This is a genomic window from Nocardiopsis akebiae (assembly GCF_018316795.1).
GTDB classification, from domain to species: Bacteria; Actinomycetota; Actinomycetes; order Streptosporangiales; family Streptosporangiaceae; genus Nocardiopsis; species Nocardiopsis dassonvillei.
Genome location: NZ_CP074132.1, coordinates 345666 through 368808 on the forward strand (window position 1 = coordinate 345666; position 23143 = coordinate 368808).

Annotated in this window: 20 protein-coding genes; 11 read left to right on the plus strand and 9 right to left on the minus strand. The window is 71.8% G+C overall.

What is annotated here, in order from left to right:
* Positions 1–43: 43 nt before the first annotated feature.
* Positions 44–1303: an activator-dependent family glycosyltransferase gene (locus tag KGD83_RS01580; protein ID WP_212642190.1), complete on the minus strand. Its 1260-nt coding sequence runs from the start codon at positions 1301–1303 to the stop codon at positions 44–46.
* Between the two features lie 418 nt (positions 1304–1721).
* Here KGD83_RS01580 and KGD83_RS01585 point away from each other — a divergent pair, with 418 nt between their 5' ends.
* The 3 genes from KGD83_RS01585 to KGD83_RS01595 all read left to right on the plus strand — a co-directional run bounded on the left by KGD83_RS01585 (position 1722) and on the right by KGD83_RS01595 (position 5386).
* Positions 1722–3074 (plus strand): nucleotide sugar dehydrogenase, encoded by a 1353-nt coding sequence (locus KGD83_RS01585; RefSeq protein ID WP_212642191.1) that lies wholly within the window; start codon positions 1722–1724, stop codon positions 3072–3074.
* A 4-nt stretch (positions 3075–3078) separates the two neighbouring features.
* Entirely contained in the window at positions 3079–4062 is a 984-nt protein-coding gene (locus tag KGD83_RS01590; protein WP_212642192.1) for an NAD-dependent epimerase/dehydratase family protein, read from the plus strand.
* 97 nt (positions 4063–4159) lie between these two features.
* Positions 4160–5386 carry a class I SAM-dependent methyltransferase gene (locus KGD83_RS01595; RefSeq protein WP_212642193.1) on the plus strand — a complete coding sequence of 409 codons (1227 nt, stop codon included), beginning with the start codon at positions 4160–4162 and terminating at the stop codon, positions 5384–5386.
* Here KGD83_RS01595 and KGD83_RS01600 read toward each other — a convergent pair.
* A complete protein-coding gene (locus KGD83_RS01600; RefSeq protein ID WP_212642194.1) occupies positions 5373–6662 on the minus strand; it encodes an activator-dependent family glycosyltransferase in 1290 nt (429 codons plus the stop codon). The genes KGD83_RS01595 and KGD83_RS01600 overlap by 14 nt on opposite strands.
* A 651-nt stretch (positions 6663–7313) precedes the next feature.
* Between KGD83_RS01600 and KGD83_RS01605 the strand changes: the two genes are divergently transcribed.
* The 4 genes from KGD83_RS01605 (at position 7314) to KGD83_RS01620 (ending at position 11977) form a co-directional block, all read left to right on the plus strand.
* On the plus strand, positions 7314–7967 hold the full coding sequence (locus KGD83_RS01605) for an LmbU family transcriptional regulator (protein WP_013155703.1): 654 nt from the start codon (positions 7314–7316) through the stop codon (positions 7965–7967).
* 191 nt (positions 7968–8158) lie between these two features.
* Positions 8159–9271 carry a DegT/DnrJ/EryC1/StrS family aminotransferase gene (locus KGD83_RS01610; RefSeq protein WP_212642195.1) on the plus strand — a complete coding sequence of 371 codons (1113 nt, stop codon included), beginning with the start codon at positions 8159–8161 and terminating at the stop codon, positions 9269–9271.
* The gene (locus KGD83_RS01615; RefSeq protein WP_212642196.1) at positions 9268–10644 is read left to right on the plus strand and encodes an NDP-hexose 2,3-dehydratase family protein; all 1377 of its coding nucleotides are present in this window, start codon (positions 9268–9270) and stop codon (positions 10642–10644) included. Before KGD83_RS01610 ends, KGD83_RS01615 begins: the two co-directional genes overlap by 4 nt.
* A 46-nt stretch (positions 10645–10690) precedes the next feature.
* A complete protein-coding gene (locus KGD83_RS01620) occupies positions 10691–11977 on the plus strand; it encodes an activator-dependent family glycosyltransferase (protein WP_212642197.1) in 1287 nt (428 codons plus the stop codon).
* A gap of 52 nt (positions 11978–12029) precedes the next feature.
* On the opposite strand, the gene KGD83_RS01625 is transcribed toward KGD83_RS01620, so the two are convergent.
* Together KGD83_RS01625 and KGD83_RS01630 are read right to left on the minus strand one after the other, a co-directional pair.
* A complete protein-coding gene (locus KGD83_RS01625; protein ID WP_013155699.1) occupies positions 12030–12314 on the minus strand; it encodes a hypothetical protein in 285 nt (94 codons plus the stop codon).
* Positions 12315–12354: 40 nt separating this feature from the next.
* On the minus strand, positions 12355–12786 hold the full coding sequence (locus KGD83_RS01630) for a GNAT family N-acetyltransferase (protein ID WP_249352075.1): 432 nt from the start codon (positions 12784–12786) through the stop codon (positions 12355–12357).
* A 571-nt stretch (positions 12787–13357) separates the two neighbouring features.
* Here KGD83_RS01630 and KGD83_RS01635 point away from each other — a divergent pair.
* The gene (locus tag KGD83_RS01635) at positions 13358–13462 is read left to right on the plus strand and encodes a hypothetical protein (RefSeq protein WP_013155697.1); all 105 of its coding nucleotides are present in this window, start codon (positions 13358–13360) and stop codon (positions 13460–13462) included.
* 110 nt (positions 13463–13572) lie between these two features.
* Here KGD83_RS01635 and KGD83_RS01640 read toward each other — a convergent pair whose 3' ends face one another.
* From KGD83_RS01640 to KGD83_RS01655, 4 genes are all read right to left on the minus strand, one after another.
* The gene (locus KGD83_RS01640; RefSeq protein ID WP_212642199.1) at positions 13573–14724 is read right to left on the minus strand and encodes an ABC transporter permease; all 1152 of its coding nucleotides are present in this window, start codon (positions 14722–14724) and stop codon (positions 13573–13575) included.
* Positions 14721–15914 (minus strand): ABC transporter permease, encoded by a 1194-nt coding sequence (locus tag KGD83_RS01645; protein ID WP_212642200.1) that lies wholly within the window; start codon positions 15912–15914, stop codon positions 14721–14723. Before KGD83_RS01645 ends, KGD83_RS01640 begins: the two co-directional genes overlap by 4 nt.
* A 2-nt stretch (positions 15915–15916) precedes the next feature.
* The gene (locus tag KGD83_RS01650; RefSeq protein ID WP_249352076.1) at positions 15917–16852 is read right to left on the minus strand and encodes an ABC transporter ATP-binding protein; all 936 of its coding nucleotides are present in this window, start codon (positions 16850–16852) and stop codon (positions 15917–15919) included.
* A gap of 190 nt (positions 16853–17042) precedes the next feature.
* A complete protein-coding gene (locus tag KGD83_RS01655) occupies positions 17043–18317 on the minus strand; it encodes an activator-dependent family glycosyltransferase (RefSeq protein WP_212642201.1) in 1275 nt (424 codons plus the stop codon).
* A 205-nt stretch (positions 18318–18522) separates the two neighbouring features.
* On the opposite strand from KGD83_RS01655, the gene KGD83_RS01660 reads away from it, so the two are divergent.
* A complete protein-coding gene (locus tag KGD83_RS01660) occupies positions 18523–19776 on the plus strand; it encodes an activator-dependent family glycosyltransferase (RefSeq protein ID WP_212642202.1) in 1254 nt (417 codons plus the stop codon).
* An 18-nt stretch (positions 19777–19794) separates the two neighbouring features.
* On the opposite strand, the gene KGD83_RS01665 is transcribed toward KGD83_RS01660, so the two are convergent.
* Positions 19795–20790 (minus strand): Gfo/Idh/MocA family protein, encoded by a 996-nt coding sequence (locus KGD83_RS01665; protein WP_212642203.1) that lies wholly within the window; start codon positions 20788–20790, stop codon positions 19795–19797.
* Positions 20791–21078: 288 nt separating this feature from the next.
* Between KGD83_RS01665 and rfbH the strand changes: the two genes are divergently transcribed.
* Together rfbH and KGD83_RS01675 are read left to right on the plus strand one after the other, a co-directional pair.
* Positions 21079–22401 carry a lipopolysaccharide biosynthesis protein RfbH gene (gene rfbH / locus KGD83_RS01670; protein WP_212642204.1) on the plus strand — a complete coding sequence of 441 codons (1323 nt, stop codon included), beginning with the start codon at positions 21079–21081 and terminating at the stop codon, positions 22399–22401.
* A 450-nt stretch (positions 22402–22851) separates the two neighbouring features.
* Complete coding sequence (locus KGD83_RS01675; protein WP_017562790.1) at positions 22852–23031, plus strand: hypothetical protein; 180 nt, start codon at positions 22852–22854, stop codon at positions 23029–23031.
* Positions 23032–23143: the final 112 nt, after the last annotated feature.

Below are 23143 nucleotides of genomic sequence, written 5' to 3' on the forward strand. Positions count from 1 at the left end.
GTCCCGTGGCGGCGGCGTCTGAGGCTCCTCTCGCGGTCCGTGTTCAGGTGCGGGTGAGGCCGGTGAGGGCGCGGGCGAGGTCGGCGGGGGCGGGCATGGCGTCCATGCGCTCGCGCAGGGCGCGGGCGGCCCGGGTGTGGCGGGGGTCCTCCAGGAGGGTGCGCACGCCCTCGGTGACGGTTTCGGCGTCCAGGCGGTCGGGGTCCACGACCCTGCCCGCCCCGGCCCCCTCCACCAGCCCGGACAGCAGGACCGTGTCGAACATGTGCGCGTTGGGCGACAGGAGTTGCGGGACTCCGTGGGCCAGACCGGTCAGGACGGTGCCGGGGCCGCCGTGGGTGACCATGGCGGCGCAGGTGGGGGCCAGGGCGTGCAGGGGCACGTACTCGACCAGGCGGGCGTTGCCGGGGACCGCGCCCAGCTTCTCCTGCTCACGGGCTGGCAGGGTGGCCACCACCTCCACGTCCAGGTCGGCCAACCCCTCCAGGATCTCCCCGGCGGAGACCCGGTGACCGCCGTACCACTCGTTCGCGCTGGTCCCGAGGCTGAGGCCGATCCGGGGTCGGTCGGGGGGTGTGCGCAGCCAGTCGGGGACGACGGCGCGTCCGTTGTAGGGCACGTAGCGCACCGGCAGGTACTCCAGGTCCGCGGGCGTGTCCACCCTCAGAGGAGCGGGCACCTGTTCGACGGTGGCCTGGCCGTGGACCAGGGTCTCGGAGAAGTCCACCCCGTGCCGGGCGGCCCGGGCCCCCAGCCACGCGGCCAGGGGGTCCTGCCGCTCGGAGGCGGGCCGCTCGCCCATCCGCGCCAGGAAGCGCGCGCGGGTGCGGGCGAAGATGTCGGCCCCCCACAGGTAGCGCACGTGCGCGGCCCCGCAGGCCTCGGCGGCGATCGCCCCGGAGAAGGTGATGGGCTCCCAGACCACCAGGTCGGGGCGCCACTGGCGGCAGAGGGCGACCAGGTCGTCGACCATGGGGTCGTTGACCATCCGCCACCACCACTGCACGGTCAGGCGGTAGCCTTCCAGGAGGTAGTCCCAGGTCAGGACCTCGTCGCGGTCCTCGGCCATGTCGAAGTCATCGTCCTCCCCGCCGGTCATCGCGTGGTACTGCCGCATGACCCGGCGCAGGAGGTGGTCCCTGCCCACGGGGGAGAAGGGCAGGCCCGTCCCGGTGACCACCGCCTCCAGTTCGGGCTGGCTGGCCACCCGGACCTCGTGGCCCGCGGCGCGCAGCGCCCACGCCAGGGGCACCAGCCCCAGGAAGTGGGTCCGCTCCGCCTGCGTCGCGATCAGCACGCGCACGGCCGTCGCCTCCGTCCTTCGTGTGCGGTCCCGCGCACCGGGACGGAACCGGGGCGCTCCCGGTTCCGCCGCCTCCGGTGGCGGGCCTGTTACCTTTCCGGCGGGCGGTCCAATCACCGCGCAACCGGGTTTGCCAAGAGCCGCTTCCGCGCGGATATCATTGCCCAGCCGATCCGGCCGGTGCTTTATCTGTCTTCGACAAAGGGGATTGTAGAGAAGCTGGCTGTTCCGATTCCGACGATGATTCCCTCGATGTCGCCCCGTGCGCCGCTGGCCACGGGAAGTAGTGAAGAAAGAGTGGGAGAATCCGGCCTCCGGGCCAGGTGAATGGCCGGGTGCGGAACCGGCCTTTTCCCGTCAAGGTCCCTCCGGGCCTGTTTTCCCTGTAGCGCCGGGCTGAGAGTCGAATGGAGATCGTATGCGTTTCCTGCTGGACCGGGAGGAGATCACCGTCTCGGTCGTCGGCCTGGGGTACGTGGGGTCGTGCGTGGCCGCCAGCCTCGCGTCCAACGGGGTGAACGTCGTGGGCGTGGACGTGGACGCCCACCCGGTCGAGGAGATGGAGGCGGGCCGCTGCCACCTCAAGGAGCCCGGGCTGCCCGAACTGGTGGCCCGGGGGCGGGGCGCCGGGCGCCTGCGCGCCACGACCGACTACTCCGCGATCTCCTCGGCCGACGTGGTCGTCGTCGCGGTCGGCACGCCGGTCCGGGAGGACGGCACCCTCGTCGAGACCCAGATCAGGAGCGCGGCCGCCGAGGCGGGCCGCCACCTGCGCCGCGGGCAGCTCCTCGTCTTCAAGAGCACGGTCCCCCCGGGCACGACCCGCGATCTCGTCGTCCCCCTGCTGGAGAGCGGCGGACTGAGGTGCGGCGAGGACTTCGGGCTGGCCTTCTGCCCCGAGCGGCTGTCCCAGGGCAACGCCCTGGCGGAGATCCGGGAGCTGCCCGTGGTCGTCGGCGGGTGGAACGCGGAGAGCGGGGCCGCCGCCGCGAGGTTCTGGGAGTCCCGGCTCGGCGTACGGACCGTCGTCTGCTCCTCCATGGAGGCCGCCGAGACGGTCAAGCTCCTCAACAACTGGTGGATCGACCACAACATCGCCCTGGCCAACGAACTGGCCCGCTTCTGCTCGTCGATCGGGGTGGACGCGATGGAGGTCATCGCCGCCACCAACGAGGTGCCCAAGGGCGGAGGGACCATCAACGTCCTCTCCCCGGGGGTCGGGGTCGGGGGCTCCTGCCTGACCAAGGACCCCTGGATGCTGTGGCGCTCCGCCCGCGACAGGGGCGTGCACCTGGGAACCGTCGTCTCGGCCCGCGGCGCCAACGACGCGATGCCCGGCTACGTCGCGGGGCTCGTCACCGAGGGGCTGGACGCGCTGGGGACCCCCGCAGAGCGGGCCCGCGTGGCCGTGATCGGGCTGTCCTTCAAGAACAACACCGGCGACCTGAGGTCCACGCCGACCCTGCCCGTGGTCGCGGCGCTGCGCGACGCCGGGGCCGACGTGGCGGTGTTCGACCCGCTCGCCGACCCGGACGAGGTCCGCAAGGCGTTCGGACTGGAGCCCTCGCCCTCGGCGGAGGCGGCCGCGACCGGGGCCCACTGCCTCGCCGTGCTCGCCTGGCACGACGAGTTCGCCGCACTGGACATGGCGGCCCTGCGCCGTCTCACGGCGCGGGAGTGCCTCCTCCTGGACGGCAGGGCCCACTTCGACGACCAGACCGTCGAGTCCCTGACGGGGCTCGGTTTCACCTACCGAGGGATCGGACGGTAGACACGTGGCACGCGCCGTAGTGACCGGAGGGAACGGCTTCGTCGGAAGCCACCTCGTGGACCGGCTCCTCGCCAGGGGCGACGAGGTCGTGGTCTTCGACACGAGGGGGGCCCGGCCCGCGCCCGCCCCCTCATGGAAGGAGGTCGAGTACGTCCGGGGCAGCGTCAGCTCCTCCGAGCAGCTCGCCAAGGCGGTCCGCGGGGGCGTCGACGTGGTCTACCACCTCGCCGCCGTGGTGGGGGTGGACCGGTACCTGGAGTCCCCCATGGAGGTCATCGACGTCAACTTCACGGGGACGCGCAACGTCCTGGACCTGGCCGAGCGCGCAGGGGCCAAGGTGGTCTTCGCCAGCACCAGCGAGGTGTTCGGCAAGAACCCCGACGTCCCCTGGAAGGAGGACGCCGACCGGGTCCTCGGCACGACCTCGGCGAGCCGGTGGAGCTACTCCTCCAGCAAGGCCCTGGCCGAGCACCTGACGTTCGGCTACATGGGCCGGGGGCTCAACGCCTCCATCGTCCGCTACTTCAACCTCTACGGGCCGCGCCAGCGCCCCGCCTTCCTCGTCAGCCGCAGCCTGCACCGCGCCCTGCGCGGCGAGCCCCCCGTCGTCTACGACGAGGGCGGCCAGACCCGCAGCTTCACCTACATCGACGACGCCGTCGAGGCGACGGTCGAGATCGGCACCCGTCCGGAGGCGGACGGCGAGTGCTTCAACGTCGGCAGCTCGGACGAGGTCACCATCCGCGAGGCAGTGGACCTGATCGTGGAGATGACCGGCGGCGGGGTCGTCCCGACCTCGATCGACACGCGCGACCGGTTCGGGCACTCCTACCAGGACCTGGACCGGCGCATCCCCGACGCGGGCAAGATCCGCTCGCTCCTGGGCTGGAAGAGCACCACCTCGCTGCGGGAGGGGGTCGCCCGGACCATCGAGTGGGCCGAGGAGAACCCCTGGTGGCTCGAACAGCCGGAGAACACCACCGGATGACCCCGCCGCGGCCGGTGCGCCACCGCCCCGCCCGCCCCGGGCCGCCGACTCCGGCGCGCCCGTCCGACGACGTCCGTGAGAAGCCGAGGAGTTGAGGTTGGTCCCCACCACCACGTGCCGTGTCTGCGAAGGAACGGTCACCCAGTTCATGGACTTCGGCCGCCAGCCGCTGTCCGACGCCTTCCGGGCGCCCGACGACACGAGCGAGGAGTTCTTCTACCGGCTCGCGGTCGGGCTCTGCCCGGACTGCCAGATGGTGCAGTTGATGGAGGAGGTGCCCCGGGAACGCATGTTCCACGAGGGGTACCCGTACTACTCCTCGGGCTCCACCGTGATGCGCTCCCACTTCGAGGCGACCGCCGAGAAGCTCCTCGCGGAGCACCTGACCGGCTCCGACCCCTTCGTGGTCGAGCTGGGGTGCAACGACGGCGTCATGCTGGAGACGGTGGCCCGCGCGGGCGTGCGCCACCTCGGGATGGAGCCCTCCGGAGCCGTGGCCGAGGTCGCCCGCGGCAAGGGCGTGCGCGTGCGCAACGCCTTCTTCGAGAAGGCGACGGCCCTGGAGATCCGGGCCGAGGACGGGCCCGCCGACGTCGTCTACGCGGCCAACACCTTCTGCCACATCCCCTACGTGGACTCGGTGCTGGAGGGGATCGGGGAGCTGCTGTCCCCCGGGGGCGTGTTCGTCTTCGAGGACCCCTACTTCGGTGACGTGAGCGAGAAGGCGTCCTTCGACCAGTTCTACGACGAGCACTTCTTCCTGTTCACCGCCTCCTCCGTGCGCAACATGGCGCGCAGGTTCGGCCTGGAGCTGGTCGACGTCGAGCGTCTGCCCACGCACGGGGGCGAGCTGCGCTACACCCTGGCACGCGAGGGCTCCCGGGCCGCGTCCCCAGCCGTGGAGGCGATCCTGGAGGAGGAGAGGAAGCGGGAGCTGACCTCCCCGGAGTCGCTGGCCTCCTTCGCGGACCGGGTGCGGGGCAACTGCGACCGCCTCGTGGAGGAACTGCGCTCGCTGCGCGACCGGGGCCTGCGCGTGGTGGGCTACGGCGCCACCGCCAAGAGCGCGACCGTGCTCAACTTCTGCGGGATCGGCCCCGACCTGCTGGAGTTCGTCTGCGACACCACGCCGGCCAAGCAGGGTCGCCTGACGCCGGGCTCCCACGTGCCAGTGCGCGACCACGGCGCGTTCACGGCCTCCTACCCCGACCGCGCCCTCCTGCTGGCGTGGAACCACGCCGAGGAGATCATGGCCAAGGAGGAGGGGTTCCGCGAGGCCGGGGGACGCTGGATCCACTACGTCCCGGACGTCACCACCGTGTGAGGTCCGCCTGCCCGCCCTCCCCCGCGGCCCGCGCCAGTTGGCGCGCGACCTCGGCGGGGGAGGGCATGGCGGCCATCTCCCCGCGCAGGCGCCGCGCCGCCTCGGCGTGGGAGGGGTCCTCCAGCAGGCGCCGGGTGCTCTCCCGGACGGCCTCGGGGGTGACCCGGGCGGGGTCCACGACCACTCCCGAGCCCTGCGCGGCCACCAGTGAGGCAAGCAGGGGCTCGTCGTACATGTGGTGCGGCACGGCCGACTGCGGGACCCCGTGCGCCAGGCCGGACATCACGGTGCCCGCCCCGCCGTGGGTGATCATCGCGGCGCAGGTGGGGGTCAGGGCGTGCAGCGGGACGTACTCGACCAGGCGGGCGTTGCCGGGGACGGCGCCCAGCTTGTGCTGTTCGCTGGCTGGCAGGGTGGCCACGACCTCCACGTCCAGGTCGGCCAACCCCTCCAGGAGGGTCGCGACGTCGACCGTGTAGCCGCCCAGGCGCTGGGTGGCCGTCGTCCCGAGGCTGAGGCAGACGCGGGGGCGGTCGGGGGGTGTGCGCAGCCAGTGGGGGACGACGGCGCGTCCGTTGTAGGGCACGTAGCGGATGGGCAGGCGGTGGGCGCCGGTGGGGGCGGGCACGCCCAGGGAGGCGGGCAGGTGGTCCAGGGTGGCCCGGCCGCGGACGAGGGTTTCGGAGAAGTCCACGCCGTGGCGGGCCGCGCGGTCGCCCAGCCATGCGGCCAGGGGGTCGTCGCGTTCCTGCGGGGGCTGTCGTTCCATGTGGCGCAGGTACTGTTCGCGCATCGCGGCGAACAGGTCCAGGCTCCACAGGAAGCGCACGTGCGCCGCGCCACACGCCTCCGCGGCGATCGCCGCGGAGAAGGTGATGGGTTCCCACACGACCAGGTCGGGGCGCCACTCGCGGCAGAAGGCGACCAGGTCCTCCAGCATCGGGTCGTTGACGACCTTCCACCACAGCGGCACCAGCACGTCGCGGTAGGCGGCCCGCAGCTCCTCCCCGGAGGGGCCCTCCGGAGCCGCCACGCGCATCATGTCGAAGTCGGGGCGCATGTCCCGCGCCATGCGCCCGACCCAGGCGATCACCTGGGGGAGCACGTGGTCCGACCCCGCGGCGACGAACGGCAGCCCGGTCGCGGCCACCGTCGGCGCGAGCTCGGGCTGGCTGGCGACGCGCACCTCGTGCCCGGCGGCGCGCAGCGCCCACGCCAGGGGGGTCATCCCGATGAAGTGGGTCTTCTCGGAGAACGTTGCGAACAAGATACGCACCGGAGATCCTCGCTATCTGTCAGAAATGCTAGGGCGAAGGTTTCGAATGAATTAGTAAAACCTTTTCTCACATGACCTTCCTCCTCGGGTCCGGGGTCCGTCGCTGAGCGTGATCACCGGTCGGGCCTCGTGTCGCCGGGGCCGGGGCGCGCGGTTTCCCGTCCCACCTGCGCGACTTACCGTGTGCGCCGCCTAGCACAAAGTGCTTAATATTCAGGGGGTTGCCTGTACGCTCAGCTATCTCATACGCTGCTTTACGAACGGCGTTGACCGATACCGGCCATGTTGACGGTCGAGTTATCGCCAGTTATCCACGACCGGTTTCGCTGCGGCATCGGCCAGGGAGGGTCTTCAGGCTCCAGTTGATTTCTTGACCTCTTTAAACCAGTTTGAAGACTGTGTCCGTTCTGTGCTCACCGCATATCTGCGCTGAGGGGTTGAGGATCGATTTCTGTCGACCATTCCCCTTTTTCACGTGCGCTCCCATGAACCCGGTGTTGACGTGTGCTCGGACCCTTGTCCGCACAGCCCGCGAACATGCGTTGTGAGCCCTCTTACCGATATCAGACCACCTTGTCTTACAAGACGACTGATCCTGGCCCGAGCGCTGAGTTCTCTTGCCCTCTCAGGAAGGTCGATAAGGGGACCCACATGGAAGCAGTGATGAATCCGGACAGCCACGCCAGCCCCCAGGCGAAGGTCCCCGAAGCCAGACGGAGCCGGTCCGCCGCGGACTCGGGCGGTCGGCGGGGCGCCTCGGGCAACCCCACCCGCAGAACGAGCCTCCACCTGCCCGACGGCATGGCCATGGTCGACTGGGAGCGCTGGGGACAGCACATCTTCGTCATCTCCGACGCGTCCGCCTGGTGGCTCGGGGACTGGCTCATCTACGGCCAGGAGAACTACCCCCAGCGGTACAAGCGCGCGATCGAGAAGACCTCCCTCGACTACCAGACCCTGCGCAACTACGCATGGGTGGCCAGGAAGTTCGTCCCCGCCCGGCGCCGCGAGAAGCTGAGCTTCCAGCACCACGCCGAGGTGTGCGGCCTCCCGGAGGAGGAGCAGGAGCGCTGGCTGGCCGAGGCCGAGGCGGGCCGCTGGTCCCGCAACGAGCTCCGCCGCCGCATCCGCCTCAAGGCCCGGGGAGTGGACCCCGCACGGGAGACCATATACGTTCAGGTGGCCATTAACCCGGAGCGGAAGAGGCAATGGCAGGAAGCCGCCGAGAGTTCTGGTATGAGTTTCCCGGAGTGGGCTTCCAAGGCCCTGGACATGGCTGCCAAGAAAATGATTGAGGTCGGCTGAGCCGAGATCCCGGGCCCGTTGCGGGCCCGCCGTGTATTTTGACTCCCCTTGCGGGAAACCCTCGCCGGCGATTCCCCCGGCGCGCCGGAAACCGGTGCGGATACGGGTGGTCGCCGCGCGGGGACCCCTTGCTGACACGATCCGGGCGCCCGTTTCTTTCGGCCACTGGCGACCTGAAAACGGAGGAACACATGACGACCTATGTCTGGGGTTACCTGGAGGAGTACGAGAAGGAAAGGGAGGACATCCTCGACGCCGTGGACAAGGTGTTCAAGTCGGGGAAGCTGATCTGGGGCCCCTCCCTGGTGGCCTTCGAGGAGGAGTTCGCCCGCTACCACGGCGTGGCGCACTGCGCGGGCGTCGACAACGGCACCAACGCCATCGTGCTCGCCCTGCGCGCCCTGGGCGTCGGTGAGGGCGACGAGGTCATCACCGTGTCGAACACGGCCGCGCCCACGGTCCTGGCCATCGACCTGGTGGGAGCGCACCCGGTCTTCGTCGACATCGACCCGGACACCTACCTCATGCGCGTGGACCAGGTCGCCGCGGCGATCACGGAGCGCACGCGCTGCATCCTGCCGGTCCACCTGTACGGGCAGTGCGTGGACATGGCCCCGCTGGAGGCGCTGGCCGCCGAGCACGGCCTGGTCCTCCTGGAGGACTGCGCCCAGGCGCACGGAGCCACCCACCACGGGCGCGTGGCGGGCTCCATGGGCCACGCCGCCGCCTTCTCCTTCTACCCGACGAAGATCCTCGGCGCCTACGGCCACGCGGGCGCGACGATCACCAACGACCCGGAGGTCGACGCCTCCCTCAGGCGCCTGCGCTACTACGGCATGGACCAGGAGCGCTACTACGTCGTCACGCCGAACGGGCAGAACAGCAGGCTCGACGAGGTCCACGCGGAGATCCTGCGCCGCAAGCTCGGCCGTCTGGACGAGTACATCGAGGGCCGCAGGGCGGTGGCGCGCGCCTACGACGAGGCGCTCGCCGACACCGGCCTGGTCCTGCCCGCGACGGCGCCCGGGAACGAGCACGCCTACTACCTCTACGTGGTCCGCCACCCCGAGCGGGACCGGATCATCGAGGAGATGAAGGCCCACGACGTCGCGCTCAACGTCAGCTACCCGTGGCCCGTCCACACGATGTCCGGCTTCGCCCACCTGGGCTACGAGACCGGGAGCCTGCCGGTGACCGAGAAGCTGGCCCACGAGATCTTCTCGCTGCCGATGTACCCCTCGCTGCCCCGGCAGGAGCAGGACCGGATCATCGAGGCCCTGACCAAGACCCTGGCCAGGCTGTGACCGGTTCCGGGGACGGAGCCCGGTTCGCGCTCTCGGCGTCGGACCGGGCGGTGCCGCTGGTGTCCGACGCCGAGTTCGTCCGGTGGTGGGAGAGCAGGCCCCGGCACGAACTGCTCTCCGTCGAGCGGGTCGGCTTCGACCACACGCGCAGCTGGTCCTTCTCCTCCGGGACCGGGGACCTCGTCCACGAGAGCGGCGGCTTCTTCTCCGTCCGGGGGCTGCGTGTGGCCTCCGGCGGTGCGGTGGTCCACCAGCCGGTCATCGACCAGCCGGAGATCGGCATCCTGGGCATCCTGGTCAAGGAGTTCGACGGGGTGCCCCACTTCCTGATGCAGGCCAAGTTCGAGCCCGGCAACGTCAACCTCCGCCAGGTCTCGCCCACCGTGCAGGCCACGCGCAGCAACTACACGGGGGTCCACGGAGGCCGGGCCACCCCCTACGTGGAGTACTTCCGCGCTCCGCGCCGCGGCCGGGTCCTGGTGGACGTGCTCCAGTCCGAGCAGGGCGAGTGGTTCTGGCGCAAGCACAACCGCAACATCGTCGTCGAGGTGGGCCCCGACGAGGACGTCCCCGAGCACGAGGACTACCGGTGGTTCACGCTCCGGCAGATCCACGGGATGCTGCGCCGGGACAACCTCGTCAACATGGACGCCCGCACGGTGCTGTCCTGCCTGCCCGTGACCCGCGGGGAGGCGTCGGAACCCGAGGACCCCTTCGGGCGGGCGCTCGCTCGCTCCTACGGGGACGGCGCGCTGCACCCGATGACCGGTGTGGTCAGCTGGTTCACCGAGGCCAAGACGGTCGTGGACTGGCGCTCCGAGCTGCTGCCGCTGCCCCGGGCCGAGGGGTGGCGCCGGACCGGGGACGAGATCTCCGGCGGCCCCGGTTTCCGGATCATCATGGTCTCGGTCTCGGCGCGCATCCGCGAGGTCGCGTCCTGGACGCAGCCCCTGCTCGCCCCCGAGAGGCACGGGTTCGCCGCCTTCCTCGTGCGCGAGATCGGCGGCGTGCTCCACGTCCTGGTCCGGGCGCGCGCCGAACCGGGGACCCTCGACCGCGTCGAGATCACCCCGACGGTGCAGTACTCGGCCTCGGCGGAGGCCCTGGGCCGCCCGGAACCCTTCGCCGCCCAGGCGGAGTCGCCGCCGGCCCACCGCGTGCGCTACGACGCCCTGCTCTCGGAGGAGGGCGGGCGCTTCCACCACGCTCAGACCAGGTACCGGATCGTCGAGGCCGACCCGGACACGCCCGCGGAGGTCCCCCCGGACTTCCTCTGGGTCACCGTCGCCCAGCTCATGGAGCTGGTCCGGCACGGCCACTACCTCAACATCGAGGCGAGGACCCTCCTCGTCTGCCTGCACACCCTGGGCTGAGGTCGGGGCGCGCCCCGACCGGTCCGACCGGGAGGAAGTACCGCACATGCGCGTGCTCGTCGTCAGCCAGGCGGAGAGGACCCACCTGCTGGGCCTCGTCCCGCAGGCGTGGGCGCTGCGCGCCGCCGGGCACGAGGTGCGGGTGGCCAGCCAGCCCGCGCTGGTCCCCGTCGCCGCGCGCACCGGGCTGCCCGCCGTCCGGGTGGGCCGGGACCACCTCTTCCACCAGCTGCTGACCACGCTGAAGGGCCTGGGCTTCGGCGACAGCCGGGGCTTCGACATGACCAGGAGCGATCCGGAGGCGCTGGGCTGGGACTACCTGCTCGACGGCTACCGCGCGTTCGTCCGGCTGTGGTGGCACCCGGTCAACACGCCCATGCTGGACGACCTCACCGACCTCTGCCGCTCGTGGCGCCCCGACCTGGTCCTGTGGGAGCCGACCACCTTCGCCGCGCCGGTGGCGGCCCGGGCCTCGGGCGCGGCGCACGTCCGGGTCCTGTGGGGGCTGGACGTGTTCTCCCGCACCCGCCGCCGGTTCCTGGAGCGCGCCGCCGCACTGCCCGCCGCCGACCGCGAGGACCCCCTCGCCGACTGGCTGGAGCGCAGCGCCCGGCGCGTGGGCGCCGACTTCTCCGAGGACCTGGTCCGGGGCCAGGCCACCCTGGACCCCTATCCGCCGGGTGTGCGCCTGGACCCCGAGGAGGGCGTGCGCCACATCCCCCTGCGCTACGTGCCCTACAACGGCACCGCGGTGGTGCCCGACTGGCTGCGCTCCCCGGGCGGGCGCAGGCGGGTCTGCCTGACCCTCGGCTCGGCCGTGCCGGAGAAGTTCGACGACCGCTACCGGCTGCCCCTCGCGGAGCTGCTGGAGTCGATCGCCGGGCTGGACGCGGAGGTCGTCGCCACCCTGTCCGCCGAGCAGAGCGCGCGGGCCGGAACCCTGCCGGACAACGTCCGGGTGGTGGAGCACGTGCCGTTGCACGCGCTCATGCCCCACTGCGACGCGGTGGTCCACCACGGGGGAGCCGGGACCTTCTGCACCGCGGTGTTCCACGGCGTCCCGCAGCTCGTCCTCCCCGAGTTCTCCATGGCCCAGTACGTCTTCGACGAACCGCTGCTCGCCGAGCGGATCACGGAGCTGGGGGCGGGCCTCACGCTGGCGGGGACCGAAATGACGGGCGCGGAGGTCGCCCGCATGGTCGGGCGCCTGCTCGACGAGCCCCGCTTCGCCGAGGGCGCGCGCGTGCTCCGCGACAGGGCGCACGGGATGACCAGCCCGGCCGGGCTCGTCCCGGTGCTGGAGGAGCTGGCCGCCGAGGGCCGACGCGCCTGAGGACGGGAACGCCGTGTCCGCTCCCGGAGCGGACACGGCGCTCCCGCCGGGGTCACGCCCGGTCGGGCGCCCCCTTCTGCTCACGGATCCTCTCCGCCACGAACCCGGCCAGGTCCTCGAAGCTGCTGCCGGTGAACTCCGACATGTCCTCCAGGAGGGACACGTTGTAGACGTCCTCCAGGGCCAGGACGAGCTGCACGATCGAGAACGAGTCCAGGTCGCTCGTCTGCGAGGGCTCGGGGAGGTCGAACTGCGGCTCGTTCGACGTGAACATCAGGACGGTCATCGCCTGGACCTTGATCTGGGACAGGATCTCGCTCTGGTCTACTGCGGCCATCGTTGCGAACCTCTTCTCTGGTGTGGTGGGGGTGGTGTCCTCAGCCCGCGTCGGGCCCCTGGGAGAGGCGCTGGACGAACTTGGCGCCGTAGCGTTCCCAGCGTTCGCGCTGGATGACGAAGTGGGAGGCGGACTCCAGGCCCGGGGGCCGCCGAGGGGGCTCCGACTCGGTCACCATGGTCGGGTGGTCGCGCAGGCCGTTCGCCCGCTCGCCGGCGGACCAGAAGCGGACCTCGTCCACCGGCCACGCGCGGAAGGCGCGGTCCACGGTCAGCACCGTGGCCTCCAACGCGATGCCGACGGCGTTGGCCCCCTCGTCCACGACCACGTCCACCTGGACCCACCGCTCCTCCGGGTCCAGGCGCGAGAGCGAACAGAACCCCAGGACGGCGCCGGTGGAGGGGGCGACGGCGAGGAACTGCTCCGCCGCGTCCGCGGCGTCGCGGGGGAGCGGCCTGACGAGGTCGTCCATTCCCGGGAATTCGGGGACGCCCCCCTCCGCCAATGCGCGGACGGCGGCGGCCGAGCCCAGGTTCTCAACCGGTCGGAGCCTGACTCTGCGTGTTTCCACGATATTTTCTGGCACGCTCTCCTGCCTCAACTCTTTGTCGGTTCGCAGCCGTTCCGTTCCTGCCGTGCGCCGGAAGGGGGAGGATTCCCGAAAACGGGGACGGAGGGAATGGGGGCGTATCCGGGGTTCCCGCCGCCTGTCCCGCCAGCGGGACAGGCGGGGCGGCTCCGGTTACCTTAGCCGCCTCGCGGGCTCTGTTCTGGCAGGTACGCGCGGTCCCGCCTCCGCCGCCGGGCCGCCCCGCCCCGGCTCCCGCCGCATCCCGCCAGGTGCGCCCGCCATTCCCCGCCGCAGGGCCGCCGTCAATTTTCCCGGACTCGGGGAAAGAGGCTCTTGGATATGGGAAGGAAGCGGCGGGGCGGGCGCTGTTATCGTGAGACGACCCTGGCACAAAGCCGGGTCGGATCGCGGTGCGGGCCCGGGTCGAATGCCTCGGGCAGCCCGGGATTCCTTTCTCCTGAAAGGTGAAGAAATGGCCGTGAGCGACGTTCTCGACCTGCAGTCCCTGGAGGCGGAGACCCTCGTCGAGGAGGGCGCCTTCCTCAACAGCGGTGCCAGCCTCGTGAGCTGCAGCTGACGCCCTCCCACCGGGCGGTGACGGACGGGTCCGCCTGATCCGCCGCCGCCCCCGGAGAAGGGGTGCCGCGCCCGGCCACGGCCGGGGGCGGCACCCCGCCGGTGCCCCGCCTACCTGGTGACCGCGGCGCGGAAGCGCCAGACGCCCAGCGCCAGGAGGACGGCGGCGTACCCGAGGAGCACGCCCACGTGCGGGAGCACGTCCCCGACCGAGGCCTGGTCGCGGACCAGCGCGCTGAACGCGTCGTAGCCCCAGGCGTGCGGGGTCAGGAACGCGACGGTGGTCATGGTGTCGCCGAAGGACTCCAGCGGGAGCATGGTGCCGCCGAGCGCGCCCGCCCCGAGGCTGATGCCCACCGCCGCCGCCAGCGCGCCGCCCTCGGTCCTCGCCAGACTGCCGAGCAGTAGTGACGCGCCACTGCTGACCAGGCAGAACGCGGTCACCACCAGCGAGGTGGCGAACAGGTTCCCCCACGCGACGCCGAACAGCAGGGCCGACCCGAAGAGGATCAGCAGGGCCTGTGTCAGGGCGATGAGGAACCTGCCCAGCGCCTCGCCGAGGACGATGGACCCCGCCGAGGTGGGGGAGGCGTACAAGCGCCGCAGGACCCCCGAGCGTCTGGCCTGGACGATGCCCAGCGACGTCGTCAGCGCCGTGATGAAGGTGTAGAGCAGCAGCAGCGGGGGAGCCGCCAGGCTGTGCGAGGAGACCCCCTCGGGGAACGTGGCCTCACCCGCGGTGACCACCTCCACCCGGACGCCGGACACGTCGGTCTCCTCCGCGTCCGCCAGGCGCTCCTCGAACCCGTCGTCGCGGACGCTCTCCGTGACCCGGGCGGTGCTCAGCAGCGCCGACTCCTGCGCCACCACGGAGCGGACCCAGGTCCCCACGTCCGCGGCGGCCCAGTCGTCGCCGCGCGTGACGAGCTCCAGCTCGACCTGCCCGCCGTCGCGCACCAGGTCCCCGTAGTCGTCCGGGACCACCAGGCCCGCCTGGACGTCCCCGGCCTCCACCAGGTCGCGCATCTCCGTCTCGTCCAGGCGCAGGACGTCGATGCGCTCGTCCTCCTCCAAGGCGCCCACGAGGCGCTCGGAGAGTCCTCCGCCGGAGGGCGCGACGACGCCCAGGACCGGCCTCCCCTCCCCGTACATCAGCCCCATCATGAAGACCATCAGGAAGGGGAGCAGCAGGACGAAGAAGATGTTCGTCCGGTCGCGGAAGACGCGGCGTACGTTGAGGACGCCGATGGTCAGCGATTTCATGAGTTCACCATCCGTCCCATACGGAACAGCGCGACGGTCGAGCCGACGAGGCCGAGCGCGAGCAGGACCGCGCACGGCAGGAGGACCGAGCCGACGCCTCCCGCCGAGAGCTCGCCCAGGCCGAGCAGGAACCACCGGTGGGGGGTCAGGTAGCTGACGACCGCCAGCGCGTTGAGCTGCGAGATCGGGAACAGCGCTCCACCGAACGCTCCGAGCAGCATCGCCAGGACCGAGAGCCAGTTGGCGGCCTGTTCCGAGCTGCGCGCGAAGCTCGCCACGGCCGCGGTGAGCCCGATGACGGCCAGCACGCCCGTGGTGATCAGCGCCGCCGCGCCCAGCGGGTCGCCCCAGTCGGCGCCGAAGAACAGGGTCGTCGCGACGGCCAGGACCGCCATGTTCGCCAGGCCGATGAGCAGTCCGCTGGAGAGCTTCGCGACCAGGATCGCCCCGCGCGGGACCGGGCTGGCCAGGAGGCGTGCCAGGGTCCCGCCGGCCTTCTCGTCGAAGATGCTGGTGACGCTGAACATCGCCGCGAAGAAGACGAAGAAGAACGCCATGGAGGCCGAGTAGTAGGTGGCGGTGCCCAGCTCCCGCCACTCCAGGTCCGCGTCCTCGACCACCGTCAGCGGCGGCGTCGCCGTCTCCGCCTCCTCCAGGAGCCGGGCCGCGGCGGCCGGGTCCGGTTCGGAGTCGAAGCCGGTGGCGATCGCGAGGCGGATGCGGTGGTGCTCGGTGGCGTAGGCGCGGCCGATCTCCCGGGCGATGTGGGTGGCCACGGGGGAGTCGGCGTCGCCGACGACGGTGAGGACCGCGTCCTCGCCCGCCTCCAGCGACTCGGTGAAGTCCTCGGGGACGAGGAAGGCCGCGTCGGCGGCCCCCGTCTCGACCGCCTCGCGCGCCTCGCGCTCGGAACCGGCCTCGGACAGCTCCAGCACCCCGTCGTCCTCCAGGGGGCGCAGCGCCTCGTCGACGAAGCCCTCGCCGAGCGTTCCGGAGTCGCCGTCGACGACCACGTAATCCGAGCTCGTCGCCTGGGAGGTCCCGTCGCCGAGCAGCATGTTGAAGAAGAAGGCCACCCCGAGCGGCAGGAGCAGCCCGAAGACCAGCAGGCTGCCGTCCCGCAGCCGCTGGCGCACGTCCTTGGCGACGATGGCCGCGGTCATGGAGAGGGCGTTGGTTCCGTTCGCCATGGCTACTCCCGGAGTCCCTTCCCGGTCAGGCGCAGGAAGACGGCTTCCAGGTCCGGCTCCTGGACCTCGACCGACCTGATGCCGGCGCCCTCCCGCGTCAGGGTGTCGAGGACGCGGGGCAGGACGTCCCGGGCGTCGGGCGTCAGGAGCCTGATCCGGTTCCCCTCGCAGGTCGCCTCGTCCACGCGGTCCAGCGCGCGCAGGGCGTCGAGCAGCCTCTCGCCGGGGGAGTCCAGGGTGACCAGGACCGTGTCGTCCTCGCCCACCTGGGCCACCAGTTCGCGTTGCGTGCCCTCGGCGCGGATGCGGCCGCCCTCGATGATGCCGACGCGGTCGCAGAGGCGTTCGGCCTCCTCCATGTAGTGCGTCGTGTAGAGCACGGAGACGCCGCCCCGCGTCAGGGCGTCCACGCTCTCCAGGATGGAGTTGCGGCTCTGGGGGTCCACGCCGACCGTCGGTTCGTCGAGGATGAGGAGCCTCGGGTTGTTGAGCAGACCGAGGCCGATATTGAGCCTTCGGGCCATTCCTCCGGAGAATTTGGATACGGCCTCACCGGCGCGCTCGGAGAGGCCGACCGTTTCCAGGACCTCCTCCGTCCGGCTTCGCGCCTCCGATGAGGAGAGCCCGTACATGCGCGCGAAGAAACGCAGATTGTCGCGTGCGCTGAGGTCGTGGTAGAGGGCGAGTTCCTGGGGGACGAACCCGATGAGGGACTTGCTTTTCCTGTTCGTGACGCTGTGCTCGACGCCGTCCACGAGTATCGTCCCGGCGTCCCGGCGCAGGATGCCGGTGATCATGCCGATCGTGGTGGACTTGCCCGCTCCGTTGGGTCCCAGCAGGCCGTAGGTCTCCCCCTCGTCGATAAAGAAGCTGACGTCGTCGACCGCCAGGTTCTTCCCATATCTCTTGCTCACTCCTTGGACTTCCAGGATGGGCACGGGCCCTCCTCGCTCCTCTGTGCCTTCGCGGTCCGCCGGTCGGTCGGCTGTTTCGCGCGTTACGCCCCGACGCGGCCGCGCCCTTTCCGCGCCGCCTTTTCTCCGTGGCGTTCCGCGGTCCGGGCCAGTGAACCACAGAAAGTGTCCGTTTATGTTCCGGTTGTTTTCGATGTGGCGTTTCGGCCTGGTTTCATTTGCTTCGGAATGCGGACCGGTGTGCGGTGAGGGTGCGGGCGAGGTCGGCGGGGGCGGGCATGGCGTCCATGCGCTCGCGCAGGGCGCGGGCGGCCCGGGTGTGGCGGGGGTCCTCCAGGAGGGTGCGCACGCCCTCGGTGACGGTTTCGGCGTCCAGGCGGTCGGGGTCCACGACCAGCGCCGCGCCCTCGGCAGCGACCGACGAGGCCAGCAGGGGCTCGTCGAAGGTGGGCCGGGGCGAGACGAGCTGCGGGACCCCGTGGGCGAGGCCGGTCAGGACGGTGCCCGTCCCGCCGTGGGTGATCATGGCGGCGCAGGTGGGGGCCAGGGCGTGCAGGGGCACGTACTCGACCAGGCGGGCGTTGCCGGGGACCGCGCCCAGCTTCTCCTGCTCACGGGCTGGCAGGGTGGCCACCACCTCCACGTCCAGGTCGGCCAGGCCCTCCAGGACCGCTGCCACGTCCACCCCGAACCTGCCCAGCCACGCAGCCGTGCTGGTGCCCAGGCACAGGGCCACACGGGGTCGGTCGGGGGGTGTGCGCAGCCAGTCGGGCACGACGGCGCGTCCGTTGTAGGGCACGTAGCGCACCGGCAGGTACTCCAGGTCCGCGGGCGTGTCCACCCTCAGAGGAGCGGGCACCTGCTCGACCGTGGCCTGGCCGTGGACCAGGGACTCGGAGAAGTCCACCCCGTGCCGGGCGGCCCGGGCCCCCAACCACTGGGCCAGGGGGTCCTGCCGCTCGGAGGCGGGCCGCTCGCCCATCCGCGCCAGGAAGCGCGCGCGCACGGCGCCGAACACGTCCGCGCCCCAGGGATAGCGCACGTGCGCGGCCCCGCAGGCCTCGGCGGCGATCGCCCCGGAGAAGGTGATGGGCTCCCAGACCACCAGGTCGGGGCGCCACTGGCGGCAGAGGGCCACCAGGTCGTCGACCATGGGGTCGTTGACCATCCGCCACCACCAGGTGACGACCTGCCGGTACTCCTCCAGGGTCTCCTCCCAGGGAGCCTCCGGCCCGCCTCGGCCGTACACGGAGAAGAGGGGGACGCCTCCCCGCATCCCGTCGAAGGAGGACCGGGCGGTGAGGTGGCGCCAGAACCCGTGGTCGCGTCCCACCGCGACGAAGGGCAGGCCCGTCTCCCGCACCACGGGCTCCAGCGCGGGCTGGCTGGCCACCCGGACCTCGTGGCCCGCGGCGCGCAGCGCCCACGCCAGGGGCACCAGGCTCAGGAAGTTCGTCTTCTCGGCGAGGGACGCCACGACGACGCGCACGGTCACTCTCCTGGGGGTCGTCGGTCGGTGGGGGCACCGAGGTGTGGAGGGCGCGGAGCGGGGGCCGCTCCGGCGGAAGCGCCATGTCTACCAGCTCCGGGCGAGGGGGCGGAGGCGGCACGTGCGCGCCCCGGCGCCGACGGGGTTGGACGGGCCGACGCGTCCTCCCCTAGTCTTCCGACGCGTTTCGAGGAGGGGACGGGACATGCGTGTGCTCTTGGCCGCGGCCGCGGAGAAGCCGCACTTCCTCGGCATGGTCCCGTTGGCGTGGGCGCTGCGCGCCGCGGGCCACGAGGTCCGGGTGGCCAGCCAGCCCGCGCTGGAGCCCGTCGCGGCGGGGGCGGGACTGCCCTTCGCCGCCGTCGGCAGGGACCACTCCTTCTGGCGCACGATGAAGGTCTTCGACCTCCACGACACCCTGGACGACGTCCCGCTGTTCGGCCGCGTCACCGACCCCTACGAACGGGTTCCCTGGGAGTACCTGCTGGAGGGCTACCGCCGTGTGGTGCCGTGGTGGTGGCGGATGGTCAACGACCCCATGGTCGACGACCTGGTCGCCCTCTGCCGCCAGTGGCGCCCCGAGCTGGTGGTCTGGGGTTCGGTGAGCTTCTCCGGGGCGATCGCCGCCGAGGCCTGCGGGGCCGCGCACGTGCGCTACCTGTGGGGGGCCGACATCTTCGCCCGCACCCGCGCGCGCTTCCTGGCGCGGATGGGCGAGCGGCCCGCCTCCGAGCGGGAGGACCCCCTGGCCGCGTGGTTGGGGGCCCGGGCCGCCCGGCACGGGGTGGACTTCTCCGAGTCCCTGGTCCACGGCCAGGCCACGGTCGAGCAGGTGCCCGCTCCTCTGAGGGTGGACACGCCCGCGGACCTGGAGTACCTGCCGGTGCGCTACGTGCCCTACAACGGACGCGCCGTCGTGCCCGACTGGCTGCGCACACCCCCCGACCGACCCCGGGTCTGCGTCACCCTGGGCACCACCCTCATGGGTCAGGACCGGGGCGGGGACGTGTTCCGGGACCTCCTGGAGGGGTTGGCCGACCTGGACGTGGAGGTGGTGGCCACCCTGCCAGCCCGTGAGCAGGAGAAGCTGGGCGCGGTCCCCGGCAACGCCCGCCTGGTCGAGTACGTGCCCCTGCACGCCCTGGCCCCCACCTGCGCCGCCATGGTCGACCACGGGGGGTGGGGGACCGTGCTCACGGGACTGGACGCGGGCGTGCCGCAGGTCATCGTCCCCAGCTGGTTCGACGACCCGATGCTCGCCGACATGCTCGCCGCGCGGGACGCGGCCGTCTCCGTCCCCCACCGGACCATGACCGCCGGGGACGTCAGCACGGCGGTCTCCCGGCTGCTGGAGGACCCGGCCCTGGCCCGGGGCACCGCGCGCGTGCGCGACGAGATGCGCGCGATGCCCTCGCCGTCCGACCTCGCCGACGCGCTCGTCCGCCGGGCGGGGGGCTGACACCCGGCGCGCACGCGTTCAGACCGGGGAGTGGGCGGCGGCCTCTCGGACGCGTTCGACCAGGCCGGCGAGGGCCAGGACCGGCGCCGTGTCCACGGCCGTCCGCCCCCGCACGCCGTCCGCGAACGCCGTCAACAGGTTGCGGAACTGGTGGTCGGCCTCCAGGGACAGGTCCTCGGTCCCCTCGTCCGTGCGCAGCTCCAGGGCGGGGCGCAGAGTCTCGGGCGGTGTGAAGGCCCGGTCCAGCCGCAGGCTCCCCTTCTCCCCCCAGACGGTGTAGGTGTTGCGGTAGTGCATCCCGAAGCCGAATCCGAGCTGCACCGCCACCCCGCCCGGACCCGAGAGCAGCACCGAACCCCGCGCGTCCACCCCCGTGTCCGGCTCGTGGGCCAGGAAGCCGCCGTGTACGCGCAGGCCGTCTCCCAACAGGAACTGCGCCAGGCCCAGCGGGTACACGCCCACGTCGAGCAGCGCGCCGCCGCCCAGCGCCGGGTCGTGCCTGATGTCCCCCGGCGCGCGCGCCGGCACGCCGAACTCGCACATCAGCGCGCGCGTGCGCCCCACCGCGCCGCCTTCCAGCAGCCGCCTCAGCTCGTGGTGCTGGGAGTGGTGCCGGAACGCGAAGTTCTCCATGACGGTCAGGCCGCGCCGACCGGCCTCGGCGACCAGCTCGGCCGAGGTCCGCTCGCCGACGGTCAGGGGCTTCTCGGACAGGACGTGGAGCCCGGCCTCCAGGGCCCGGCCCACCCATTCGTGCCGCAGCCCCACCGGGAGCGGCATGTACACGGCGTCCAGGTCCGGGCGCGCGAGCAGGTCGGCGTAGCCGGTGACGGCCTCGCAGCCGAAGCGCTCGGCGAACTCGCGCGCCTTGGCGGGGTCGCGGCTGGCCACGGCGACGAGCTCCACCGAGGGCGTCGCCGCCACGGCGGGCAGAACGCGCCTCCAGGCGATGTCGGCGCAGCCGACCAGCCCGAGCCGTACCGGCGCTCCCGTACCCCCGAGCGTCGAGGACACACGACCTCCCTCGTGTCGACCGCTGCCGAGGCACCGGTGGCGGCGGCAGCCGGCCACGGACTCGGCGCGGCCATACTGCCAGAGCCGCGGCGGGCGGGGCGCCCCGCCCGCGCCGGAGCGGGAGCGGGTCCGCTCCCCCCTCCCGAAGGGGGTGGTGCCGCTCGGCGCTTCCCCTATTCTTTCCGCGCTGTACCCGGGCCCGGAGGCCGGGAGGGTCCGGTGTCCGCGGAAGCGGTCGGAGGGGTCCGCTCCCGTCCGGGCCGCGAGCCCAGGAGGGAAGTACCACGCATGGCGACGAGTGACGAGGCGGCGGCGGTTCTCGATGCGGTCCGCGACCACCACCGGTCCACCCGCACCGAACGCGAGTTCGTTCCGGGTGTGACGGAGATCTGGCCCTCCGGGGCGGTCCTGGACGAGGAGGACAGGGTGGCCCTGGTCGCGGCCGCCCTCGACATGCGCATCGCGGCGGGCCCCAGCGCACGCCGGTTCGAGTCCGCGTTCGCCCGCAGGCTCGGAAGGCGCAAGGCCCACCTGACGAACTCCGGCTCCTCGGCCAACCTGCTCGCGCTGTCCTCGCTGACCTCGCACCTGCTGGAGGACCAGCGGCTGCGCCCCGGCGACGAGGTCGTCACGGTCGCCGCCGGGTTCCCGACGACCGTCAACCCGATCCTCCAGAACGGGCTCGTACCCGTGTTCGTGGACATCGAGCTGCGCACGTACAACACCACGGTCGAAAGGGTGGAACGGGCCATCGGCCCGCGTACCCGGGCGATCATGATCGCCCACGCGCTGGGCAACCCGTTCGAGGCGCGGGAGATGGCGCGCCTGGCCGAGGAACGCGACCTGTTCCTGATCGAGGACAACTGCGACGCCGTGGGCTCCCTCCACGACGGGCGGGTGACGGGCTCCTTCGGCGACCTGTCGACGGTCAGCTTCTACCCGGCGCACCACCTCACCATGGGCGAGGGCGGCTGCGTGCTCACGTCCAACCTCATGCTGGCCCGTGTGGTGGAGTCCATGCGCGACTGGGGGCGGGACTGCTGGTGCGAGCCCGGTGAGAGCGACACCTGCCGCAAGCGCTTCAGCTACCAGCTCGGGACGCTGCCCCCCGGCTACGACCACAAGTACACGTTCTCCCACGTGGGCTACAACCTGAAGGCGACCGACCTCCAGGCGGCGCTCGGGCTGAGCCAGCTCGACAAGCTCGACTCCTTCGGCGAGGCCCGGCGCCGCAACTGGCGCCGGATGCGGGAGGGCCTGGACGGACTTCCGGGCCTGATCCTGCCGGAGGCCACGCCCAACAGCGATCCGAGCTGGTTCGGCTTCGTGGTCACCGTGGACCCCGCGGCTCCGTTCGACCGGGCCGAGCTGGTCCACTTCCTGGAGTCCCGGCGGATCGGCACCCGCCTGCTCTTCGCGGGCAACCTGACCCGCCACCCCGCCTACCTGGACCGGCCGCACCGCGTGTCCGGAGACCTGGAGAACAGCGACGTCGCCACGGAGCGGACCTTCTGGACCGGGGTCTACCCCGGGCTCACGGACGAGATGATCGACTACGTGGTCTCCTCGGTCACCGAGTTCGTCAAGGAACGGCACAAGGGCGTCCTCTGACGCGGTTTCCGGTCCCCGGCCGCCGTCTCGGCGGTCGGGGTTTTCGATTTCGCGGGTTATTTTTACGGCTTTCCGCTGTTATCCGGGGTTTCCGTCTCCGGTCGGTGAGTCTCCTCCCCGGGGCGGAGACACGGGGCGGCGCGGCCCCGGCCACGGGCGGCGGCGCCGCAGTCGCCGTGTCGGGCGGGTCAGGTATAAAAGCAGGTGGTAGCGGGTCCGTTTCCCGGATCGCGGGCATTCGCGGCCCCCCTTCGGGCGGGGGCCTCCTTTGTGCGACCCCCGCACCCGGGGACGGGGAGGTCGTCCCGCGGAAGGCCGAGGCCCCGTCCCGAAGGAGGAGGGGAAAATGGTCCGCGTGAATGAAGACCGCGGCGCGGCAGGAGCCTAATGTGTATTTCACAACAGGCGTTACCGACAAAACGGTCGCCGTGTTTCGAGAAAGGCATTCCCATGGCCGTTTCCGCCAGCAACCGCCCCGAGATCAACCTCGACGTCGACGCCGAGACCTTCGAGACCCCGGGCTCGGGCCAGTCCGTCGAGAACAGCGGCGCCGAGGCCCCCGGTCCGATCACCTTCGGCACCACCTGCTGGGGCACCCCCTGCCCGAGCGCCAACACCGTCTCCTGCTAGGGAGTGGACCCGTAGTCCCCACAGAGGCCGTGGACGGCACCCGGCCGTCCGTGACGGTGGAACCCCGTCCCTGAACCACCGCGGCCCGGTACGAACAGGCCCGGGGCGGCGG